The following is an 18,614-nucleotide window of genomic DNA, read 5'->3' as shown; positions in this document are numbered from 1 at the left end:
GAGCAGAAGCAACATTGAGGTACTTTATTCACCACTACATATATCCTTACTTGGGGTTGGGTCGATATACGCTCAATTTGGTGCAGGAAAGGGCTAGAAGCCTGATTCTGGCGTAGATTTTTGACGCTTTTTCCCTTGCTTAGGGCTTGATCCAGAAGCTCAACGTAGCAAGGCTTTCCACCCCATGTTGCACCTTCTTAGTCTCATGTCGGCTCAATCTCTTGAGTCTTTCCCCTATACCCCACACCCTTTATCCCTCCCCTTCTACAATCTCCCACAGTGCATCAATTCCGGCTCCTACACATTCCTCATCCTGATGCTGCCCAATCCACTGAACTAATGTAGGGGTAACCCAACCAACTTTTCTCCCTATGTTGCCTATTGCATCAGCCGCGCTGGAACGCACAAAAAGTGTTTCGTCTTTAAGCAAAGGTAATAGCGCTTGCACTGTTGGTTCTGAAGCAATACCTAAATTACCTAAAACTTTAGTTGCACTGTAACGTACACGAGAATGCTCACTTTTGAGTAATGCCAGAAGCTTTTGTGTTAGTGCTTCTGAAGCGATGCTTAAATTTCCCAGAGCTTCAATTGCGCAATAACGCACTCGATAGTGTTCACTGTTAAGCGATTCTAAAAGGCTTTGCACGATGACATCCGAGGTGGTACCCATCTTGCCTAAAGAACAAACTGCCCAAAACCGTACATCAGAATTCTCATCGTTGAGCAATAGAAGCAGTGCTTCTATTACAGTAGGCGGCGCATTAGATAAACTTCCCAGCGAGTTAGCAGCCCTGAGACGTATAAAAGAATCTTCATCATTAAGTAAAGTCAGCAGTACTTGCACTACATTGTCCGAAACATGACCTAAACTGACTAATGTATTTGCCGCTCCAAGACGTATATAGGAATTTTCATCATGAAGCAGAATTAGAGTCGCTTGTACTAACGAATCTGACGCAATACCCATCTTGCTTAAAGCATTGGCAGCTCTAAGAAAGACAAAAGAATCTTCATCCTTGAGCAATGCAAGCAATGCATTGATTACAGGGTTTGTTACATAATCTAAATTCCTTAAAGCATTGGCAGCACTGAGGCATACGAAAGAATTTTCGTCATTAAGAAGTGCTAAAAGTGACTGCACTATCGACTCTGATGCATTACCTAAGCTACCTAAATCTTTTGCTGCGCTAGCGCGCACAAGGTAATCTTCACTGTTGAGAGATGCCATTAAATTACTAACAACAACTTCTACCTCTCCTAAATCAGCTTGATATTTCTGTAATCTTTTGTGATCAATTCGATCTACTCTATCCTTCAAACGCTGAAGCACTTCAGCTTCAAAGACGCTTTCCTTCAAGCTGCAAAGAATCTGCAATACCTCTCCTCGAATTTTGTCTCCGATTTGCTTTGATTCAGCCAGCTCTAATGCAATCAACCCATTCAAAACTTTGCTGATGAGCACAGTATCGGTTGCTTGCAATCCCTTTGGATCTTCTGCCAAGCAACGACCTGCAAATAATAGATCGCGGTGGAGCCATTGTTCATAGAGGCTGTTGGCAGTGAGGACTTTACGGATGGCTCTCGCGGCTTTTTTGGGGCTTTGTTGGGCGATGAGGAGGAGCAGCACCTCGCGCCAGTGGGGGGCGTGGAGGTGTTGCTCAATGTGGGTAAGGACAATCTCGAAGTCGTCTTCGTTGTCTGCCTGGTAATTGATGTCTTGCGCGGCGAGGTATTCCTGAAAGGTTTTGTGGACGAAGGCGTAGCAGTCCTGTCCCTGTTCGTTGAGGAGTCCGGTTCTGTCGCGAATGAATTTCACGAATCGTTCCGCTTCTGCTTTTGCTTCGTAGTGCTGGAGTTGTTTGAGCGTTTTAATTTCCTGGGTCAGTTTTTGGATCAGTTCATCTTTGTCAATGAGCGTGCCGCCTTCGGTGTCGCCCGTCGTTCCCTGAGTATGAATCCAGTACGCTAGACTTTCCATTAATCGGCGCAGGTCATCCAGTTGTAGGTATTTGAGAACGGTCTGATTGCTCAGTTCTTTGTTGTCATCCCAAGCAGTGAGCAGCGTTTCCACCGCTTTGTCATAGAGTTTGTAGCGTTCGCGGGGCAGTCGTGCCTGATAGCGATGAATCAGGGCAATGATGGTCAGCAGTAAGGGGTTTCGCGCCAACAGCTTGATGCGATCCTGCTGATTCAGCGCTTTTTGCAGGCTTTCTTTGCGGCGTTGCGCCTCTGCTTTGTCTGGTACGCGGCTAGTGTACCAGCGATCGCAAAACTCCTCAATCTTCCCATCATCAAAGGACTGCAACTCGTAGTGCGGAAACTCCTCCGTGCGGAAAAAGTCGCGCTTGTACCCGGCAGGACGCGACGTGATGATGGCGCGATTCTGCGGATACTGTCCCAGAAAGTTTTCGATGCACTGCACGAGATGGTAACGCTTCGATTCTTCTGCGACTTCGTCTAATCCATCCAGGAGGATGAGCGCCCGTCCATTGTTGAGCCAGTGTTCAAAGAAGCCCTTCGGCAACCGCTTGCAAGACATGGTGGTTTCTGCAAACTGTCGAGCATACTCAGGAATGGTGACAGCGGGAGTCCGCGCCCAATCGCGAATGCGAATCAAGATCGGCAGCGGCAATGCGTCTGCATCGGTCTGCAACTCTTGTGTATCGCGATCAATGCCTTCTGCATCCGGATACATTTGTGTTCGATCTCGTTGCCTTTGAGATCGAACACAATCGGTTCCTTGCGTAAGTCGAACAATTTGAGCTTCATCGTAATCGGTTCCTTCTGCATGGCGATCAATTCCTTGTGTCGAGGCATCACTTGCTGGTGCGATCGCTCCTTGCCTCTCTGCCCCCCGTTGCTCTGCCAGCGTCACTGCAAAGAAACTCATGAGCGTTGTTTTTCCTGATCCGGGTGCACCCAACAGCACGACCCTTTTCTGATGCTGGTTGAGGAGTTGCCGTGCCGAAAACTTTCGACCAGAGCGTTCTAGCTGTGCTCTCAAGCGTTGCTCCTGCAAAAGCTCCCTCTGCCGCCCCTGTTCCCCTGGCTCCCCTGGCGCTTCAAAGAACGATCGCTTAAACGCCCCCCGCGAGCGCCGCCCCACGTCCTCCTCCACATCGGGCATCACAAAGATCTGCGCCAAACGCTCAGCGCATTCTACATCCTGTCCCGGCACCGCGACGCCTGCGAACTTGACATCATCAAACCAGTTGGCTAATTGCTCTAGGTAATCGGACTTTGCCACCTGAAACCGAATCGCGGTAATAGCATTAAAGTAAGCATTGGCAAAGGTCTTCAGCCAGGGTTCTAGAGTGTCGTATGGAATGTCAAGAGTGCGATCGACGGCAATGTGTTTAGCAACCTGCACCACCATGGCGACATCAGGCGCACCATCTTGCTCCAACGGTTTCTGCAATTCGCGCTGTACTTCTGGATGTTCGAGCAGTGCGGCTAGAAACGTATCGGCATCTTTATCAGTACAGCGATAGAACACCGCATTGTTGACCTTTTGCCTACGCTCAAAGGCACCCGATTTCTGCAAGCCAACGTTCAGCGCTTTTTCAAGCTCAGTAGGATTCAATTTGTGTTTTACGGCAGTGGCGATCGCGCTTGCCACTTTTGGCAATGCTGCTTTGACCAATCCACCTGTGATCGACTCAAATACCATAGGGCGAGACCTGTTTGCTCTGACCGTATTATGGCTTAGTAGTCTGTCTTAGTAGTTTGAGAGGTACCTTCAACTTAACCATGTCTGTTCAAAATTAAGCACAGTAATCCTTGAACATGCAAGTGTTGCTCAATGTTACACAGCAGCTTTCACACAAGCAATATATTGCCACTCCTCAAAGCCTTGGCATAGCTGTGCTCCTTCGCCTTGCTCTCACTCTGGGTTGATGCGAGTTTGCCGCCCGATGATTCAATCCCTCGTGCTGCCGATGTTCTATGCTCGGTCTCACTCGTTTCTTTGCGGCTTTGTCACGCTTCAATTTGTTGGTGACCATTACCCGTGGCATGCACCCTTGTCTCTTCAACCGTATCCTGATGTCGTTGTAGCAATACCTTCAGTACGTTGCCCTCAGAAGCCACCGCCCGTCATAGATAATATGGGCTGCCCTTTGAGCTGCACCACCGCTGCATCGAGATGCCACTTAGCCGCAATGTACAGACGTTGACATCGCCTTTGGCTGGCAGACTGCTGCCGGCATATCTAACACCCTTCCCGCATCGTTTCGTCAGTCACTACAAGCCCTCGCTACAGTGGCATCTTCGCAAGATCCCGGTCGCTCAGCGGCAAGGTGTAATCAAGCCAACAAACACAGTAGCCGTTAATCATTTCCGGGGGAACCGATAACGAGAGTGCAGGGACAAGCAGTCGCGCACGCAGTGGCATCAGTACGATGATTCTAATTTCTGATTAAGCTGACAATACCCTAATATGCCATCTTCCATGTGAATGATCCGATCAGCAACATCTAAAATTCGATTGTCATGGGTTACCAACAAAATTGTGCAGCCTTGCTCTTTGGCAAGAGCTTGCATCAGGTTGACCACATCCCGACCCGATTTGCGATCTAAAGCGGCAGTGGGTTCATCTGCCAGCACCAGTTTGGGACGGTTGACCAGCGCTCGGGCGATCGCCACTCTTTGCTTCTGTCCACCCGATAACGCATCAGGATAGTAATTAATGTGCTCTCCTAAGCCGACCTGTTCTAGCATTGCGATTGAGCGCGCTTTCATCTCTGCAGGGGCTAACTCTCGATGCAATTCCAAACCCATTTTGACGTTTTGCAGTGCGGTCAAACTGCCATGCAGGTTGTGTGCCTGAAAGATGTAGCCGTGATGTTTGCGGGCTTGCGTTAGTTGTTGAGGGGTTGCTCCACGAAATTCTTGCCCCAGGACTTGTAGACTGCCAGATTGGACAGACCGCAACCCCCCGACCAGCGTCAGCAAGGTTGTTTTTCCAGAGCCGGAAGGCCCTGTCATGATCACAATCTCACCTGTGTTGATGGCGAGCTTAAGCTCGAATAAGACTTGCCTACGCAGTTGACCTTGACCAAAGTAGTGATCAAGCTTTTGAACCGAAATAGCGATCACCATTGTTTGTTCCTAAAACATATCTGCTGGATCAGCGGACTGTAGTTTGCGAGTAGCGATCACTCCTGAAAGCGCACACATCACAACCGTGAGCACGAAGACAAACACCGCCCTTGAGGCCGTCATATAAATCGGTAAAGCGGTTGCGTTCGCAGCTAAGGCATACAGTCCTAACGGCAAAATGGCACCGGGAATAAAGCCGAGAAAGGCCAGGATAACTGCTTCTTCAAACACGATGCTCAGTAAATAGGCATTGCTATAGCCCATCGCTTTGAAGGTGGCATACTCCTTCAGGTGTGCATTCACGTCGGTCGATAACACTTGATAGACAATCACAACGCCGACCACAAACGCCATGGTGGTGCCGAACCCAAAGACAAAGCCAATGGGGCTGGTAGTTTTCCAATAGTTTTCCTCAAATTGCACATACTCCTGAGCCGTTAGCACACGCACATCTTCGGGTAAATGAGCTTTCAAGGCAGCGGCGACTTGTAGTGGATTAGAACCCGGTCTGATCCGAATTAGCCCCAGGCTAATACTGGCGGCATCGCGTCGCGGAAACAGACGGAGAAAGGTTTGATCGCTCACCATCAAGTTAGCATCGGCACCAAACGAAGCTCCTAAGCGAAACAATCCGGCAATCGTGAGGGTGCGGCGATCAACTTCGGCAGTGACTGGTTTTCCTTGATTTACTTGGGCGATCACCTCGGCATACTGACCTTTGGCACCACGATCGAACAGCGCTGTGTCCGGTAACTTTAGTTTGTTAAGTTGTTGATGGACTTCCGGTAGGTTAAAGGTTGGCTGCTCGGGCGCAAAGCCGAACACTCGCACATTGGCGTTGAGGCGCGTTTGAGGATTTTTCCAAGCGATGCTGTTGACGTACAATGCAGTTGATGTTTGGACACCCGGAATATCCTTTGCCTGGAGCAACCGTCGCCGTGCAAAGGTCGATGGATTTTGTAAATTCAGGGCTTTGGGACTGAGCAAGACAATGTCAGCTAACATAGCGCGAATAACACGAGTATTGCTGTCATACAGCGCATTCTGAAAGCCAAGCTGCATAAACATCAGTACATCGGCAAAGGCAATCCCTGCTAGTGCCACCAGCAAGCGACCTTTTTCATGACGCAGTTGCAGCCACCCGAGGGGAGTACGGCGCTGGAGTTGTTGCAGCAATCCCATCATTGTGCAATCACCACCTGCACTTGCAGATTTGTGAATTTAGCAGCTTTTTGACTGGAGGTATTGTCTAAGTTGATCTGCACCTCAACGACCCTGGCATCAATATTAGCGCTGGGATCGGTATTGACGATCGCTTGTCGGCGTACTTGAGACCCTACTCGCTCAACCGTTCCGGTTAATTCACCCGGAATTGAATCACTTGTGACCCGCACTCGTTGCCCAACCCGAACTTGACTGACATCGCTTTGATAGACTTCTGCGATCGCTTGCATTTGCTGCGTTTGCCCAAGCTCGGCAATGCCATCCGTCGAGACAACTTCGCCCGCTCGCGTGTGAACATCCAGCACTTCACCATTGGCAGGAGCACGCACTAAGGCTTGCTCAAAACTTGCCTTTGCCTGTTTGCGGGCTGCGATTACACGCTTCAATTCTGCTTGAGCCGAACGCACATCGACAGGGCGCACTGCAGCAATTTGATCCAGCGTTGCTCTAGCTTTGTTCAATTCCTGCGGAGCGGTAGAACGAATCTGATCGAGAGTGAATTGCGCTTCTTGGACAGACTTTTGAGCCGTGTCTAATGCTAAACGCCTGCTGTCACGTCCAGACGCTGAAATTGCGCCTGCCTGATACAGCAATTGATAACGATTGAACTCAGTTTGGGCATTTTGCCACTCTGCTTGCAGCCGAGCGACAGTTGCTACTTGTGCGGCAATACTGCCCTGGTGTTCTGCACTCAAGCGCTCAATTTCTGCTTGCTGGGTCTTGATTTCACCTTGTTTCGCACCGGCTTGAACCACGTCCAGTTTGGCGTGCGCCACGTTCACTTGTCCCTCAGCTTCTTCGAGGGCAGCTTGGCGCTGATCATACGAGTCCAGAATCGCAATCACTTGACCGGCTTTAACGCGATCGCCTTCTTGCACTAGCAAGCGATCGACTCGATTGCCTTGACTTGACATTGGAGCGGAGAGCTTCACGACTGCACCCTCTGGCTCTAACCGTCCCAATGCCGTCACAGTCTGAATAACAGGGGTGACCACAGGTGTAACAGCCGCCTGTTGCACTGATGCCATTCTCAAGCCATACATCGTGGCACCGACGCCTAGCAAGAATACCCCAGCGAACGCAACGCCCCGCTGTGGTATCACCTTGATGAACTGCTTCCTGTCCTGAGTCGTACCTTGCATAAATGAGGGACTCCTGAAAATGTAGAAATTAACCCAGTTCAACAACCTCATGGCAGTAAGCTTTGGGATCGTTTAGGGAACAACTGGGAGAGGGCAAGGCCATGTCGTTAGCGGATCAGCAAGCCCTTGAGCAATTTGTGGTTTGAACCGTGTCCTTTTGCATTGTTTGGAGCCCTACCAAGCTAGGCTAATCGGCTTAGCTCAGTAGGGCTCCAAATGTAATGATGAAGGAGTAGAGTTTTTTACTTTTCTAATCCCGTGCCAGCCTGCCCCCTTTGTAAGTCTTCCCAAATGGTCAAGCATGGTCACTCCATACTGGAAAACAACGGTTCAAAGGCCAAAATTGCGGACACTAATGCGTTGAGCGACCAACGAAAAAAGTAATCCACCCAGCGACACTTGCTCTTATCGATCAGTTGTTGCTGAAACGTCTTTCACTGGTTGGCATCGCTCGTGCTGCTCAGGTTTCTGAGCCATGGCTGCAAACCTATGTGAATGAGAAGGTGCGCCGCCAAGTGCAGGTAACACCAAAAAAAAGGGTCGGCTAACGCTTCAAGGTGATGAATAATTGTCGTTTGTCGGCAATAAAGGCAACAAGCAGTGGGTTTGGTTAGCACTTGCTATAGACACACGTGAGACTGTGGGTGTCTACATGGGTGCACGCGATGAAGCGGCGACTCACAAACTATGGGCAGTGGTAGAAAGACTCCGAAACGGGAACGTAAACTGATGTTCGACCCAGCTATCTTTCAGGAACGCTTTCGCACCATTGAGCGAGTGTTTGCTTGGGAAGATAAATTCAAGCGCTTACTGCTGCGCTTTGAGCGGATCAGCAAGCTGCACTATGCCCTAAAAACCCTAGCTTACACAATGATCAATTTTCGGCATTTCTGCTAGGGCTAATCCTTTTGTTTGTCCTTCATCCTCTTGGAGGTCTCTGCGACAGAGACCCAGATTTGTCATGCTTTGAAAACCGGAATCGGGGCAAAAGCCGTAGCAAACGATTCAACTCGATCGTTCTGGTGCTTTAAAGGCTCAATTTGACCTTGCTGTTCATTAGACTTCCTGCATGAATCACGAGGAGTGTGCCAGTTCGTAGTTCAGCACCCCAGCGATTAGATTTAAGCGTAAGCCAAACCGCTTTCTACGGTTACGATAACGCCCTGAGAAAAGGCGAAAAATCTTGAAACGACGAATGACATGCTCGACTCGAACTCGCAGTCGTGCTAAAGCTCGATTGTGCCCTTTTTCGTCTTTTGACAAAGCCTGCTTGCGGGGCTTCTTGGTGGGGGTACAAGCGCCAGCATGGCGTTTAGCAAAGCCCTGATACCCTCGGTCGGCTAAACACAATTGCGACGAGACAAACGGCAAGCGACTACGCTTGAGCAGCTTAAAGTCATGCGTTCTACCTGTGTCAACAGCGGTACAAATAATTTGACCAGTTTCAAACGCCACTAACAGTTGCGCTTTCAACGTGTGACACTTCTGCTTGCCACTGTAGTAACATTTCTGTTTTTTTTAGGGCGTTCAATTTCCATCTCCCCCACATCTACCATCAGGACTTTCCATTCCCAGCCCGGTTGATACAACTGCCGTTGGCTTGGCAACCGGAACTTGCCACATTTGATGAGCAGGTCTTCCACTTTTCTGACAATCCGTCCCACTGTCGTTTCGTGCACACCCCAACTCACCCCAATGTGAAACTGACTGCGGTACTCTCGCCAATATTCCAACACCATGAGTAGTTGATCTTCGGCACACAGTTTGGCTTGTCCACCCCGTTGTCCCTGGCGCTCCAAATGAGGACGCACGACTTCGACCATTTCACTAAACGTGGCACGAGGCACACCACACAAGCGTTTGAACTCAGCGCCTGAAAGAGTCTCTAACTCCTTGTACGGCATAGCTGCTTCTCCTGGACAGGATGGTTGCCTACTTCTACACCATGTCGGCACCCTGTGATCGCTAACTGGCACACTCTTTTGCTATTCGTGCAGGAGGTCTATTACTTCAACTCAACTTTGAAGCAAAACCCGCTACCAGTTGAGAGCCGCCGCCGCTTGGTTACGATCACTCTCGGTTTAAATCTCGACAATCAGTCCATGATGTACCAACCAGACATGGTGCTGATACTGACCATCGTCATGTATCTGATTTCTGGCGCGAGCGCAACTTGCAACCTGTAATCTGCCAACCCTGCTGATATGTTTTGGTCAGAATTTTGGTTAGAAGATAAACACGTATGGTGTTAGTAAGAGTATTTTGGGCAAACTAAACACAAGAAAGTGCATTACCACCCTAAATCTATGGCATCAGTACTGCTTTGCGATAAGCACCTCCATTGGGCGACAAAGCAATCCCAATGCACATTCAGGTGGTTAGGTTCCTTAGAGACAGTTTCTTGGGACATTGCGGGAATTCAAACAAAGCTGAATACGATCAAGAAGCCTTGCTATATTGTTCGACAGAATGGGGACATTGGAGTAACCCATGAAGGCACAATTCAAGAAACTGATTCACATCAAGCCATCGAAATTCTAACTGCTGTATCACCTATCCATACACATCAACTGGGTGATTCACAGTTCTGTTCCGCTCATGGTACTAAATACGCCTACATGGCTGGTGCCATGGCGAACGGTATTGCCTCAGAAGAACTTGTGATTGCTCTAGGTAAGACTGGAATCCTCAGCTCTTTTGGCGCTGGAGGCTTGGTGCCCGATCGCATCGAAGCAGCCATCCATCGAATTCAACAGGCATTACCGTCAGGACCTTATGCCTTCAACCTAATTCATAGCCCGAGTGAAGCCGCGATCGAACGCCGTACTGTTGAACTCTATATCAAGCATGGCATCAAAACAATTGAAGCATCTGCATTTCTGGGTCTGACTCCCAGCGTTGTACATTATCGGGTCAGCGGTTTGCAGTTAAGTTCCGCTGGGCACATTGAGATCAACCACAAAATCATTGCGAAAGTGTCGCGGGCAGAGGTTGCGACCAAGTTTATGAGTCCGGCTCCTACGAAAATTTTGCAGCAATTATTAGAACAGGGGCTCATTTCAGAACAACAGGCAAAACTGGCTGAAGCCGTGCCCATGGCAGACGATATTACTGTGGAAGGGGATTCCGGTGGGCATACTGATAATCGTCCGATAGTTGCCTTATTGCCAACCATTTTGCAACTAAGACACGAGATTCAGGAGAAATACCGATATGAAACGCCTATTCGCGTGGGCGCTGCGGGTGGGATTGGCACGCCTCACTCAGTTCTAGCCGCGTTTATGATGGGAGCAGCATACGTCGTCACGGGCTCGGTGAACCAAGCTTGCGTGGAGGCAGGAACCTCCGCACAGGTGAAGCAGCTACTTGCCCAAGCCAGTATTACGGATATGGCGATGGCACCTGCCGCCGACATGTTTGAGATGGGTGTGAGACTTCAAGTCTTGAAACGGGGCAGTTTCTTTCCCATACGGGCGCAAAAGCTGTTTGCTTATTACCAGAAATATGAAGCCATTGAAGAGATTCCTTTAAACGAACGGCAACAACTGGAACAACAGATTTTCAGGAAAGACTTGGATACTGTTTGGCAGGAAACTGTTGCTTATTTCCAACAGCGCGATCCCGATCAAATTGCCCGATCGATCGATCATCCCAAACGTAAAATGGCGCTAATTTTTCGATCGTATCTAGGGCAGGCTTCCCGTTGGGCGATCACGGGAGATGAATCCCGGGAAGCAGACTATCAAATCTGGTGTGGTCCGACGATGGGGACCTTTAATACTTGGGTAAAAGGCACTTATCTGGAACAGCCAGAGAATCGTCGAGTTGTCGATGTGGCAACTCATTTGATGCAGGGAGCCGCAATTCTATACCGCTTGCAAATGCTGAAATTGCAGGGGTTAGAACTGGCACCTCACTACTTCCAGTATTTACCAGAACCCTTCTAGAGGGATGCCCTATGAATCGAGGTGTCGAGTGTTCCTTTCCCTCGCCGGTTCTACAACGACTACTGCAACTGCACCAAGACATTAATCAATTACAAACACAGATCGAACAAGGTATTGGACATCAGTCTATGCAACCGGAACAATCATCAGAAATGGAAGTTTTGAGTACGAAAATGAACCAAACACCGATCGCGATTGTTGGTATGGCAAGTCTTTTCCCGCAATCGAAGGACTTGCAAGCATACTGGACTAATATTGTTCAAAAAGCTGATTGCATTACAGACGTTCCTGCTTCTCGCTGGAATATTGATGATTACTATGATCCAGACCCAACCGCACCCGACAAAACCTATTGCAAACGGGGTGGCTTTCTTCCTGACATTGACTTTAACCCGATGGAATTTGGCTTGCCGCCGAATATTTTAGAAGTCACCGATATTGCCCAAATTCTTTCTCTGGTGGTTGCTAAGCAAGCCCTGAAAGATGCAGGCTGTGACCAAGCAACGGAAGCGGTGCGCGATCGCATCGGTGTGATTTTGGGAGTTGGCGGTGGGCAGAAGCTAATCACTCCCTTAACGGCACGGTTGCAGTCTCCCATTCTGGAAAAAGTTCTGATCAGCAGTGGCTTATCGCAAGAAGAAACCCAAACCATCGTAGAAAAAGTCAAGCTGGCCTACATTGGCTGGGAAGAAAATTCCTTTCCTGGCATGTTAGGAAATGTGATTGCTGGACGAATTGCTAATCGTTTAGATCTTGGTGGCATTAATTGCGTGGTTGATGCGGCCTGTGCAGGGTCACTCAGCGCCTTGCAGATGGCACTCGATCAACTCTCCAGTGGACGGAGCGACATGATGATTACGGGAGGGGTTGATGCTGACAACTCTCCCTTCATGTATCTCTGCTTTAGTAAAACCCCCGCCTTTACTAAACAGGATCAAATGCGCCCGTTTGATGCAGCATCCGATGGCATGCTCGTTGGTGAAGGGATTGGCATGATGGTACTGAAGCGGTTGGCAGATGCAGAGCGGGATGGCGATCGCATCTATGCCGTCATTAAAGGCATGGGCGCGTCGAGCGATGGCAAATATAAAAGTATTTATGCACCACGTCCCTCCGGACAGGCAAAAGCCTTGCGTTGTGCCTATGAGAATGCGGACTGTGACCCCAGTAGTGTGCGGTTAATCGAAGCGCACGGTACGGGGACTGCAGCCGGAGATCCCGTTGAGTTTGCGGCTCTACAAGAGGTATTGAGTGAGGCGAACGCAGAGGTGCAGGCGATCGCTTTAGGGAGTGTCAAGTCACAAATTGGTCATACCAAAGCTGCTTCTGGAGCTGCCGGTCTAATTAAAGCTGCATTGTCTCTGCACCACAAAATCTTACCGCCCACGCTGAATGTCACTCAACCCAATCCCAAACTCAATATCGAACAATCGCCCTTCTACTTGAACACCGAGCCACGCCCCTGGATGCGAAGTGAAGCGGACCCGCCCAGACGAGCCGGGGTTAGTTCCTTTGGGTTTGGTGGCACCAATTTTCACGTAGTGCTGGAAGAATACACAGGCAAACAACCGCAAGCTTATCGGTTACATCAAGTGCCTGCAATTCTCCTATTTGCAGCCAATGATCCTGCTCAATTACTGACCCAATGTGAAACAGTCTGGACAAAATGGCAAACTGATGCAGCGGAGAAACACTACCAGGAATGGGTCCTCGCCAGTCGGGTAATCGCGATTCCCGCCACATCTGCCCGTCTAGGCTTTGTTGCAGCTAGCTTGAGTGAAGCCAGACAACTGTTACAAACCGCGATTCAGACTCTGAAACATCAGATGGCGGTTGATTTTTGGCAGCATCCTCAAGGGATTTGTTATCGCAAGGCGGGCATGGATACGGCAGATAAAGTGGTGGCGCTATTTCCTGGTCAAGGATCGCAATATCTCAATATGGGACGAGAGTTAGCGCTCAATTTCCCCGCTGTCCAACAGAGTTTTGCCACTATGGATTTGTTGTTCCAACGGGATCAGCTATCTCCCATTTCTCAGGTTGTCTATCCGCGCCCTGTCTTTACCACTGCTCAACAGCAACAGCAAACCGAGTCCTTGCAGAAAACAGAACATGCCCAACCTGCGATTGGGGCATTAAGCATGGGACTGTACAAAATCTTGCAACAAGCTGGCTTTCAGGCGGATTTTGTCGCTGGACATAGTTTTGGCGAAGTCACAGCCCTATGGGCAGCAGGTGCCTTAAGTGATGCGGATTACTGCTTCCTAGTGAAAGCTCGCGGTCAAGCATTGGCAGCACCCGCACATCCCAATTTTGATGCCGGTGCCATGTTATCCATCACGGGCGATTTAGAAACTATTCAAAATGTGGCCAAAAACTTTCCCAATGTACTGATTGCGAATTGGAATTCCAATCAACAAATTGTCTTAGCTGGAGCCACGCCAGAAATTGCCAACATTGAGCAACGGTTTACCGAGTTTGGCTGTTCCGTCACCCGCCTACCTGTTTCTGCGGCATTCCATACGCCGTTGGTGAGTCACGCCTATCAACGGTTTGCTCAAGCACTGCGAATTGTCAACTTTAACCGTCCGAGTGTACCTGTTTACTCCAATGTGACTGCCGAGCCTTATCCAAATAATGCAACCGAGATCGGACAAACGCTGGCTTCTCAATTACTCAATCCCGTACACTTCAAGCAGGAGATCGAAAAGATTTATGCCGCTGGTGGTCGCATTTTTGTGGAGATTGGTCCTAGAAGCGTTTTGACTCACCTGACGCAAAATATTCTGGAGGGTCAACCCCATCTGGCGATCGCATTGAATCCCAGCCGCAACGGAGATAGTGATCGTCAGTTCCGCACCGCAGTAATGCAGCTGCAAGTTGCTGGATTGCCCCTGAAAGATTTCGACCCCTACGGATTGGAACCAGAACCCGCTGTACCCAAGAATGGGATGACCGTTCGCGTAAATGGAGGCAACTATGTCAGCGAAAAGACCAGAACCGCGTTTGAGCAAACCTTGCAGGATGGCTATCAAATCTCAAGACAGCCCCAACTTCTGACGCAACCTGTTACCCCATCAGTAGTGCGTCCTACTGTTGCAGTCCCGATCATGGTACAGCAAGTGGTAGAGCCACAAATTGAGCCGCAGCTGGTTCCATCTGTGCGATCGCTAAGGGAGGAACCTAAGAGAGCTTTATCTCAGCCACAGATCGATGTTACTCAGTTCATCGCACCAATGCTGCAAATTGTGAGCGAGAAAACGGGCTATCCTGCTGAGATGTTGAGCCTGAGTATGGATATGGAGGCTGATCTTGGCATTGATTCAATTAAGCGAGTCGAAATTCTGGGTGCGATGCAGGATCAATACCCTGAGTTGCCACCTATGCAGCCAGAGATTCTCTCAGAATTGCGGACGTTAGAGCAAATTGTGGACTATCTAGGTCAGCAAAAAGTTAATTGTGAAAACTCAGAGTCACCCACAATCGTTCCAGTCAACAAAGCAGTTCCATCAATTTCAACGCCTTCGGTAGGAAACTCTCCAAGCACTGTAAGTGTAAAGCCACAAAAAATATCGTTTGACTTGTCTCTGATGCAGACCTTACTCGCGATCGTCAGTGAGAAAACAGGATATCCAGTTCAACTGCTGACGCTTGAGATGGATATGGAGGCGGACTTAGGGATTGATTCCATTAAGCGGGTGGAAATTCTGGGCGCAATGCAAGATCAGTTTGCTTCCCTATCGTCTGTAGAACCAGAAGCACTGGCTGAGTTGCGCACCTTAAGTCAAATTGTGCAACATCTGGGACAACAACCAGAAAGCACCACAATGATGAGGGCAACTGAAGCACAGTCTGTTGCCGTTGAGACCAGTGTTCCCTCGCTATCAGCGCAGCCTCTGGTCGCCCAGTCAGCTCTCTTAGGACCCGCGCTTGCTAGTGTCACAACCGCTCCTGAATTAATCGCCACTCCTGCTTCAGCGTTGGAACCTAGTCAATTGGTCTCACCGTTATTAACCATTGTTAGTGAGAAGACAGGGTATCCATCTGAGATGCTGTCTCTTGAGATGGATATGGAAGCCGACTTGGGAATTGATTCGATTAAGCGAGTCGAAATTCTAGGCGCGATGCAAGATCAATTCCCAGATCTACCGGCTGCAAATCCTGAAACCTTGGCGGAGATGCGTACGCTAGCACAGATTGTCGAATACATGGGGCAGTCCCAAGTTGCCGGATCACATCCAGTTAGCAGTTTGGCTCCTGTTGCGTTCGCAGCACCGACGATGCCAGTCACAATTCCAGCGATCGCTCCAGAGCCGTTTGAAGTGGCTGCATCGACGATCGTCCTCAAGCAACTTATTGCAGACCTGTTAAACATCGTTAGTGAGAAAACGGGTTATCCGGCTGCCATGCTGAATCTGGCGATGGATATGGAAGCCGACCTAGGAATTGATTCGATTAAGCGAGTCGAAATTTTGGGCGCAGTTCAGGATGCGTTCCCAGATTTGCCCGCTGTTAATCCGGAAGCATTAGCTGAGATGCGAACGCTAGAGCAGATTGTGCAATACATGGGGCAACAAGCTGCTACAACTGAAAAAAAAAAGGCCATAGTCTCTGAAGCACCTCCTGTATTCAAGTTGCCAGAAGAGACTTTGATCCAGCGGGGAAAAGCGACCTTAACCCCGCTACCTCCACCCGATTGGTTAGACTTTTCCCTGCCAATTCAATCTGTGTGTTTAGTTACGGATGATGGTAGCCCGTTAACAGGGCAATTGGTGCAGAAATTAACGACCCAGGGCTGGCAGGTTGTTGTATTCAGTTTCCCAGAAACGTTGGTAGCACAGCTACAACCTTCCACTTTGCCCATTCCGCGCATTGTGCTGAAGGATTTGAGTGAAGCCCATTTGAAACAGCAACTTGATGCCGTTACTCAACAGTATGGTTCTATTGCCGTATTTATTCATCTGCAGCCACGATTCGAGACTAGTTCTATAGCTGCCATACCAAAGCGATCGCAAATAATGCTGCATCATCCAGCAGCAACGGCGACTTTAAAGCACCTGTTTTTCATTGCAAAATACCTGAAGCGATCGCTGACGGAAGCGGCTAAAGATCATCGCAGTTGTTTCCTAACGGTGACACGCTTGGATGGCGAATTTGGATTAAAGTCTGCATCGTTAAACAGTGCAGATATGCTCAGTGGTGGACTCTTTGGTCTGACCAAAACTTTGAATTTAGAATGGTCTCAGGTCTTTTGTCGGGCGATTGATATTGCACCAGATTATTCAGTCACCACTGCAGCACAACAGATTGTGCAGGAATTGCATGACCCCAATCAATTAATTGCGGAAGTGGGCTATGGTGCTGCGGGTCGAGTCACGTTAACCTGTGGGCAAGTGATCGAATTGGCATCCACCAGACCTATGACGATTGATCGCCACCCCGTGTTTTTAGTCAGTGGCGGTGGTAAGGGCATTACGGCTCAATGTATTACCCACCTTGCCTGTTATACCCACTGCAAGTTCATCCTAGTGGGACGCTCTGAACTCATTGCAGAACCCAACTGGGCAGAGGGGGTCGAGCCAGCCTCAGAACTCAAGCAGCGCGCGATCGCTGCACTGATGGCAGAAAACCCTAAAACAACCCCTGCTCAAATCCAAAAAGCGGTAAATGCGGTATTGTCACATCGGGAAATTACAGCCACGTTGCAGGCGATTCAGCAGGCGGGTGGTGAAGCTGAGTATCTAAGTGCCGATCTGACTCAAGTGACGGATTTACGCCCTCGCCTTGATACAATCATCCAACGATTTGGACCCATTACAGGAATCATCCACGGTGCAGGCACTCTTGCGGATAAGCTGATTGAAAATAAGTCAGAACGGGATTTTGATCGGGTTTACACGACCAAAATTGTGGGTTTAAACACGCTTTTGGCTAGTGTGGATAATAACCAACTCAAACATCTGGTTTTGTTCTCCTCAGCAGCAGGATTCTACGGCAATATTGGTCAGTCTGACTACGCGATCGCCAATGAAATCTTGAATAAGTTTGCCCATCAGTTCAAACGCCAGCACCCGGACTGCCATGTGGTTTCCTTCAACTGGGGACCCTGGGACAGTGGCATGGTTACACAAGAAGTGAAGCAGATCTTTGCTCAGCGCAAGATTGAGGTGATTCCGACAGAAATCGGCACTCAGGTGTTTGCGTATCAACTCCTACAAGGCAATCCCGAAACCGTACAGGTTCTGGTGGGTAGCCCTTTAGCCGTCCTGGCTGCCAGTATGGGTGGAGACCTCAAAACCTACTGCATTCGCCGTCGCCTGTGTCTATCAGATAATTCATTTCTGGCTGATCACACTATTGGTCAACAGGTTGTGTTGCCAGTCGTTTGTAGTGCTGCCTGGGTCGCCAATACCTGCGAACAACTGTATCCCGGCTATCGCTTTTTTCGCTGTGGGCAGCACAAAGTCTTCAAGGGAATTGTGTTTGATCAATCCTTGGCATCTGAATACATCCTCAGTGTCGAAGAAGTGAACACGGACCAACCGGGCGAGATTCAATTGAAGACCATGATTTGGAGTCAATTACCCAGTGGTCAACCCCGCTATCATTACAGCACAGACATTACTCTGGTGCAGACGCTGCCCCCGGCTCCACGCTATAAATCCTTTGATTTCACCCCCGATCCGGCGATCGTCAAACTCGCAGCATATCAGGATGGCACGTTGTTTCATGGTCCCAGCTTTCAGGGCATTCAGCGCGTTCTCAACCTAACCCCGCAACGACTGACCCTGGAATGTGTGTTGCCTACAGTCAGTTTTGACCAGCGGCAGCAGTTTAGTGATCAGGCGCTGGATGCGATCGTCCAGGATATGTCCTATCAGGGCCTCCTCATCTGGGTACGCCAGTTTCATCAAGCGGGCAGCTTACCACTCAGTTGTCAAAAGAGTGAGCAGTTTGAGGCTGTACCGGTCGGGCAACCATTCTACGTCTCCATAGAGATTGTATCCAGTACATCTACGAAGCTGGTAGCAAATGCTGTGACCCATGATGCTGAAGGGAAAGTCTATTCCCAAATATTCGGTGCAGCAGTAACGATTAGCCAACAGTTGAATCGGTTATTTGGCGTGCCGGATACAACTTCTGCTGGTTTCCCCCCTGCACTCCATCCCAGCTTATTCAGCTAGCGTTCTACCCAGAGAAA

Annotated in this window: 9 protein-coding genes; 3 read left to right on the top strand and 6 right to left on the bottom strand. The window is 49.3% G+C overall.

The features are described 5' to 3' along the window. Window positions 1-250: 250 nt before the first annotated feature. The 4 genes from H6F86_RS05600 to H6F86_RS05585 all read right to left on the bottom strand — a co-directional run bounded on the left by H6F86_RS05600 (window position 251) and on the right by H6F86_RS05585 (window position 7,466). Window positions 251-3,670 carry a HEAT repeat domain-containing protein gene (locus H6F86_RS05600; RefSeq protein WP_242033374.1) on the bottom strand — a complete coding sequence of 1,140 codons (3,420 nt, stop codon included), beginning with the start codon at window positions 3,668-3,670 and terminating at the stop codon, window positions 251-253. A gap of 722 nt (window positions 3,671-4,392) precedes the next feature. After that, the gene (locus tag H6F86_RS05595; protein WP_190447120.1) at window positions 4,393-5,100 is read right to left on the bottom strand and encodes a DevA family ABC transporter ATP-binding protein; all 708 of its coding nucleotides are present in this window, start codon (window positions 5,098-5,100) and stop codon (window positions 4,393-4,395) included. Between the two features lie 9 nt (window positions 5,101-5,109). Beyond that, window positions 5,110-6,285 (bottom strand): ABC transporter permease DevC, encoded by a 1,176-nt coding sequence (devC, locus tag H6F86_RS05590; protein WP_190447119.1) that lies wholly within the window; start codon window positions 6,283-6,285, stop codon window positions 5,110-5,112. Next, window positions 6,282-7,466, bottom strand: a complete 1,185-nt coding sequence (locus tag H6F86_RS05585; protein ID WP_190447118.1) for an ABC exporter membrane fusion protein — start codon at window positions 7,464-7,466, stop codon at window positions 6,282-6,284. Before H6F86_RS05585 ends, devC begins: the two co-directional genes overlap by 4 nt. Window positions 7,467-8,195: 729 nt before the next feature. On the opposite strand from H6F86_RS05585, the gene H6F86_RS05580 reads away from it, so the two are divergent. Continuing rightward, window positions 8,196-8,363 carry a hypothetical protein gene (locus tag H6F86_RS05580; protein ID WP_199305108.1) on the top strand — a complete coding sequence of 56 codons (168 nt, stop codon included), beginning with the start codon at window positions 8,196-8,198 and terminating at the stop codon, window positions 8,361-8,363. Between the two features lie 177 nt (window positions 8,364-8,540). On the opposite strand, the gene H6F86_RS31485 is transcribed toward H6F86_RS05580, so the two are convergent. Beyond that, the gene (locus H6F86_RS31485; protein ID WP_199305107.1) at window positions 8,541-8,939 is read right to left on the bottom strand and encodes a transposase; all 399 of its coding nucleotides are present in this window, start codon (window positions 8,937-8,939) and stop codon (window positions 8,541-8,543) included. Continuing rightward, window positions 8,936-9,370: a transposase family protein gene (locus H6F86_RS31480; RefSeq protein WP_199305106.1), complete on the bottom strand. Its 435-nt coding sequence runs from the start codon at window positions 9,368-9,370 to the stop codon at window positions 8,936-8,938. Before H6F86_RS31480 ends, H6F86_RS31485 begins: the two co-directional genes overlap by 4 nt. Before the next feature lie 402 nt (window positions 9,371-9,772). Between H6F86_RS31480 and H6F86_RS05570 the strand changes: the two genes are divergently transcribed. Together H6F86_RS05570 and H6F86_RS05565 are read left to right on the top strand one after the other, a co-directional pair. After that, entirely contained in the window at window positions 9,773-11,413 is a 1,641-nt protein-coding gene (locus H6F86_RS05570) for a PfaD family polyunsaturated fatty acid/polyketide biosynthesis protein (RefSeq protein WP_190447116.1), read from the top strand. Between the two features lie 11 nt (window positions 11,414-11,424). Then, entirely contained in the window at window positions 11,425-18,597 is a 7,173-nt protein-coding gene (locus tag H6F86_RS05565; protein ID WP_190447115.1) for a type I polyketide synthase, read from the top strand. Window positions 18,598-18,614 lie beyond the last annotated feature (17 nt).

The sequence above is a fragment of the Phormidium sp. FACHB-592 genome, from assembly GCF_014695795.1.
In the GTDB taxonomy this organism is placed as follows: Bacteria; Cyanobacteriota; Cyanobacteriia; order Leptolyngbyales; family Leptolyngbyaceae; genus Stenomitos.
This window is presented reverse-complemented; position numbering and strand designations above follow the sequence as displayed.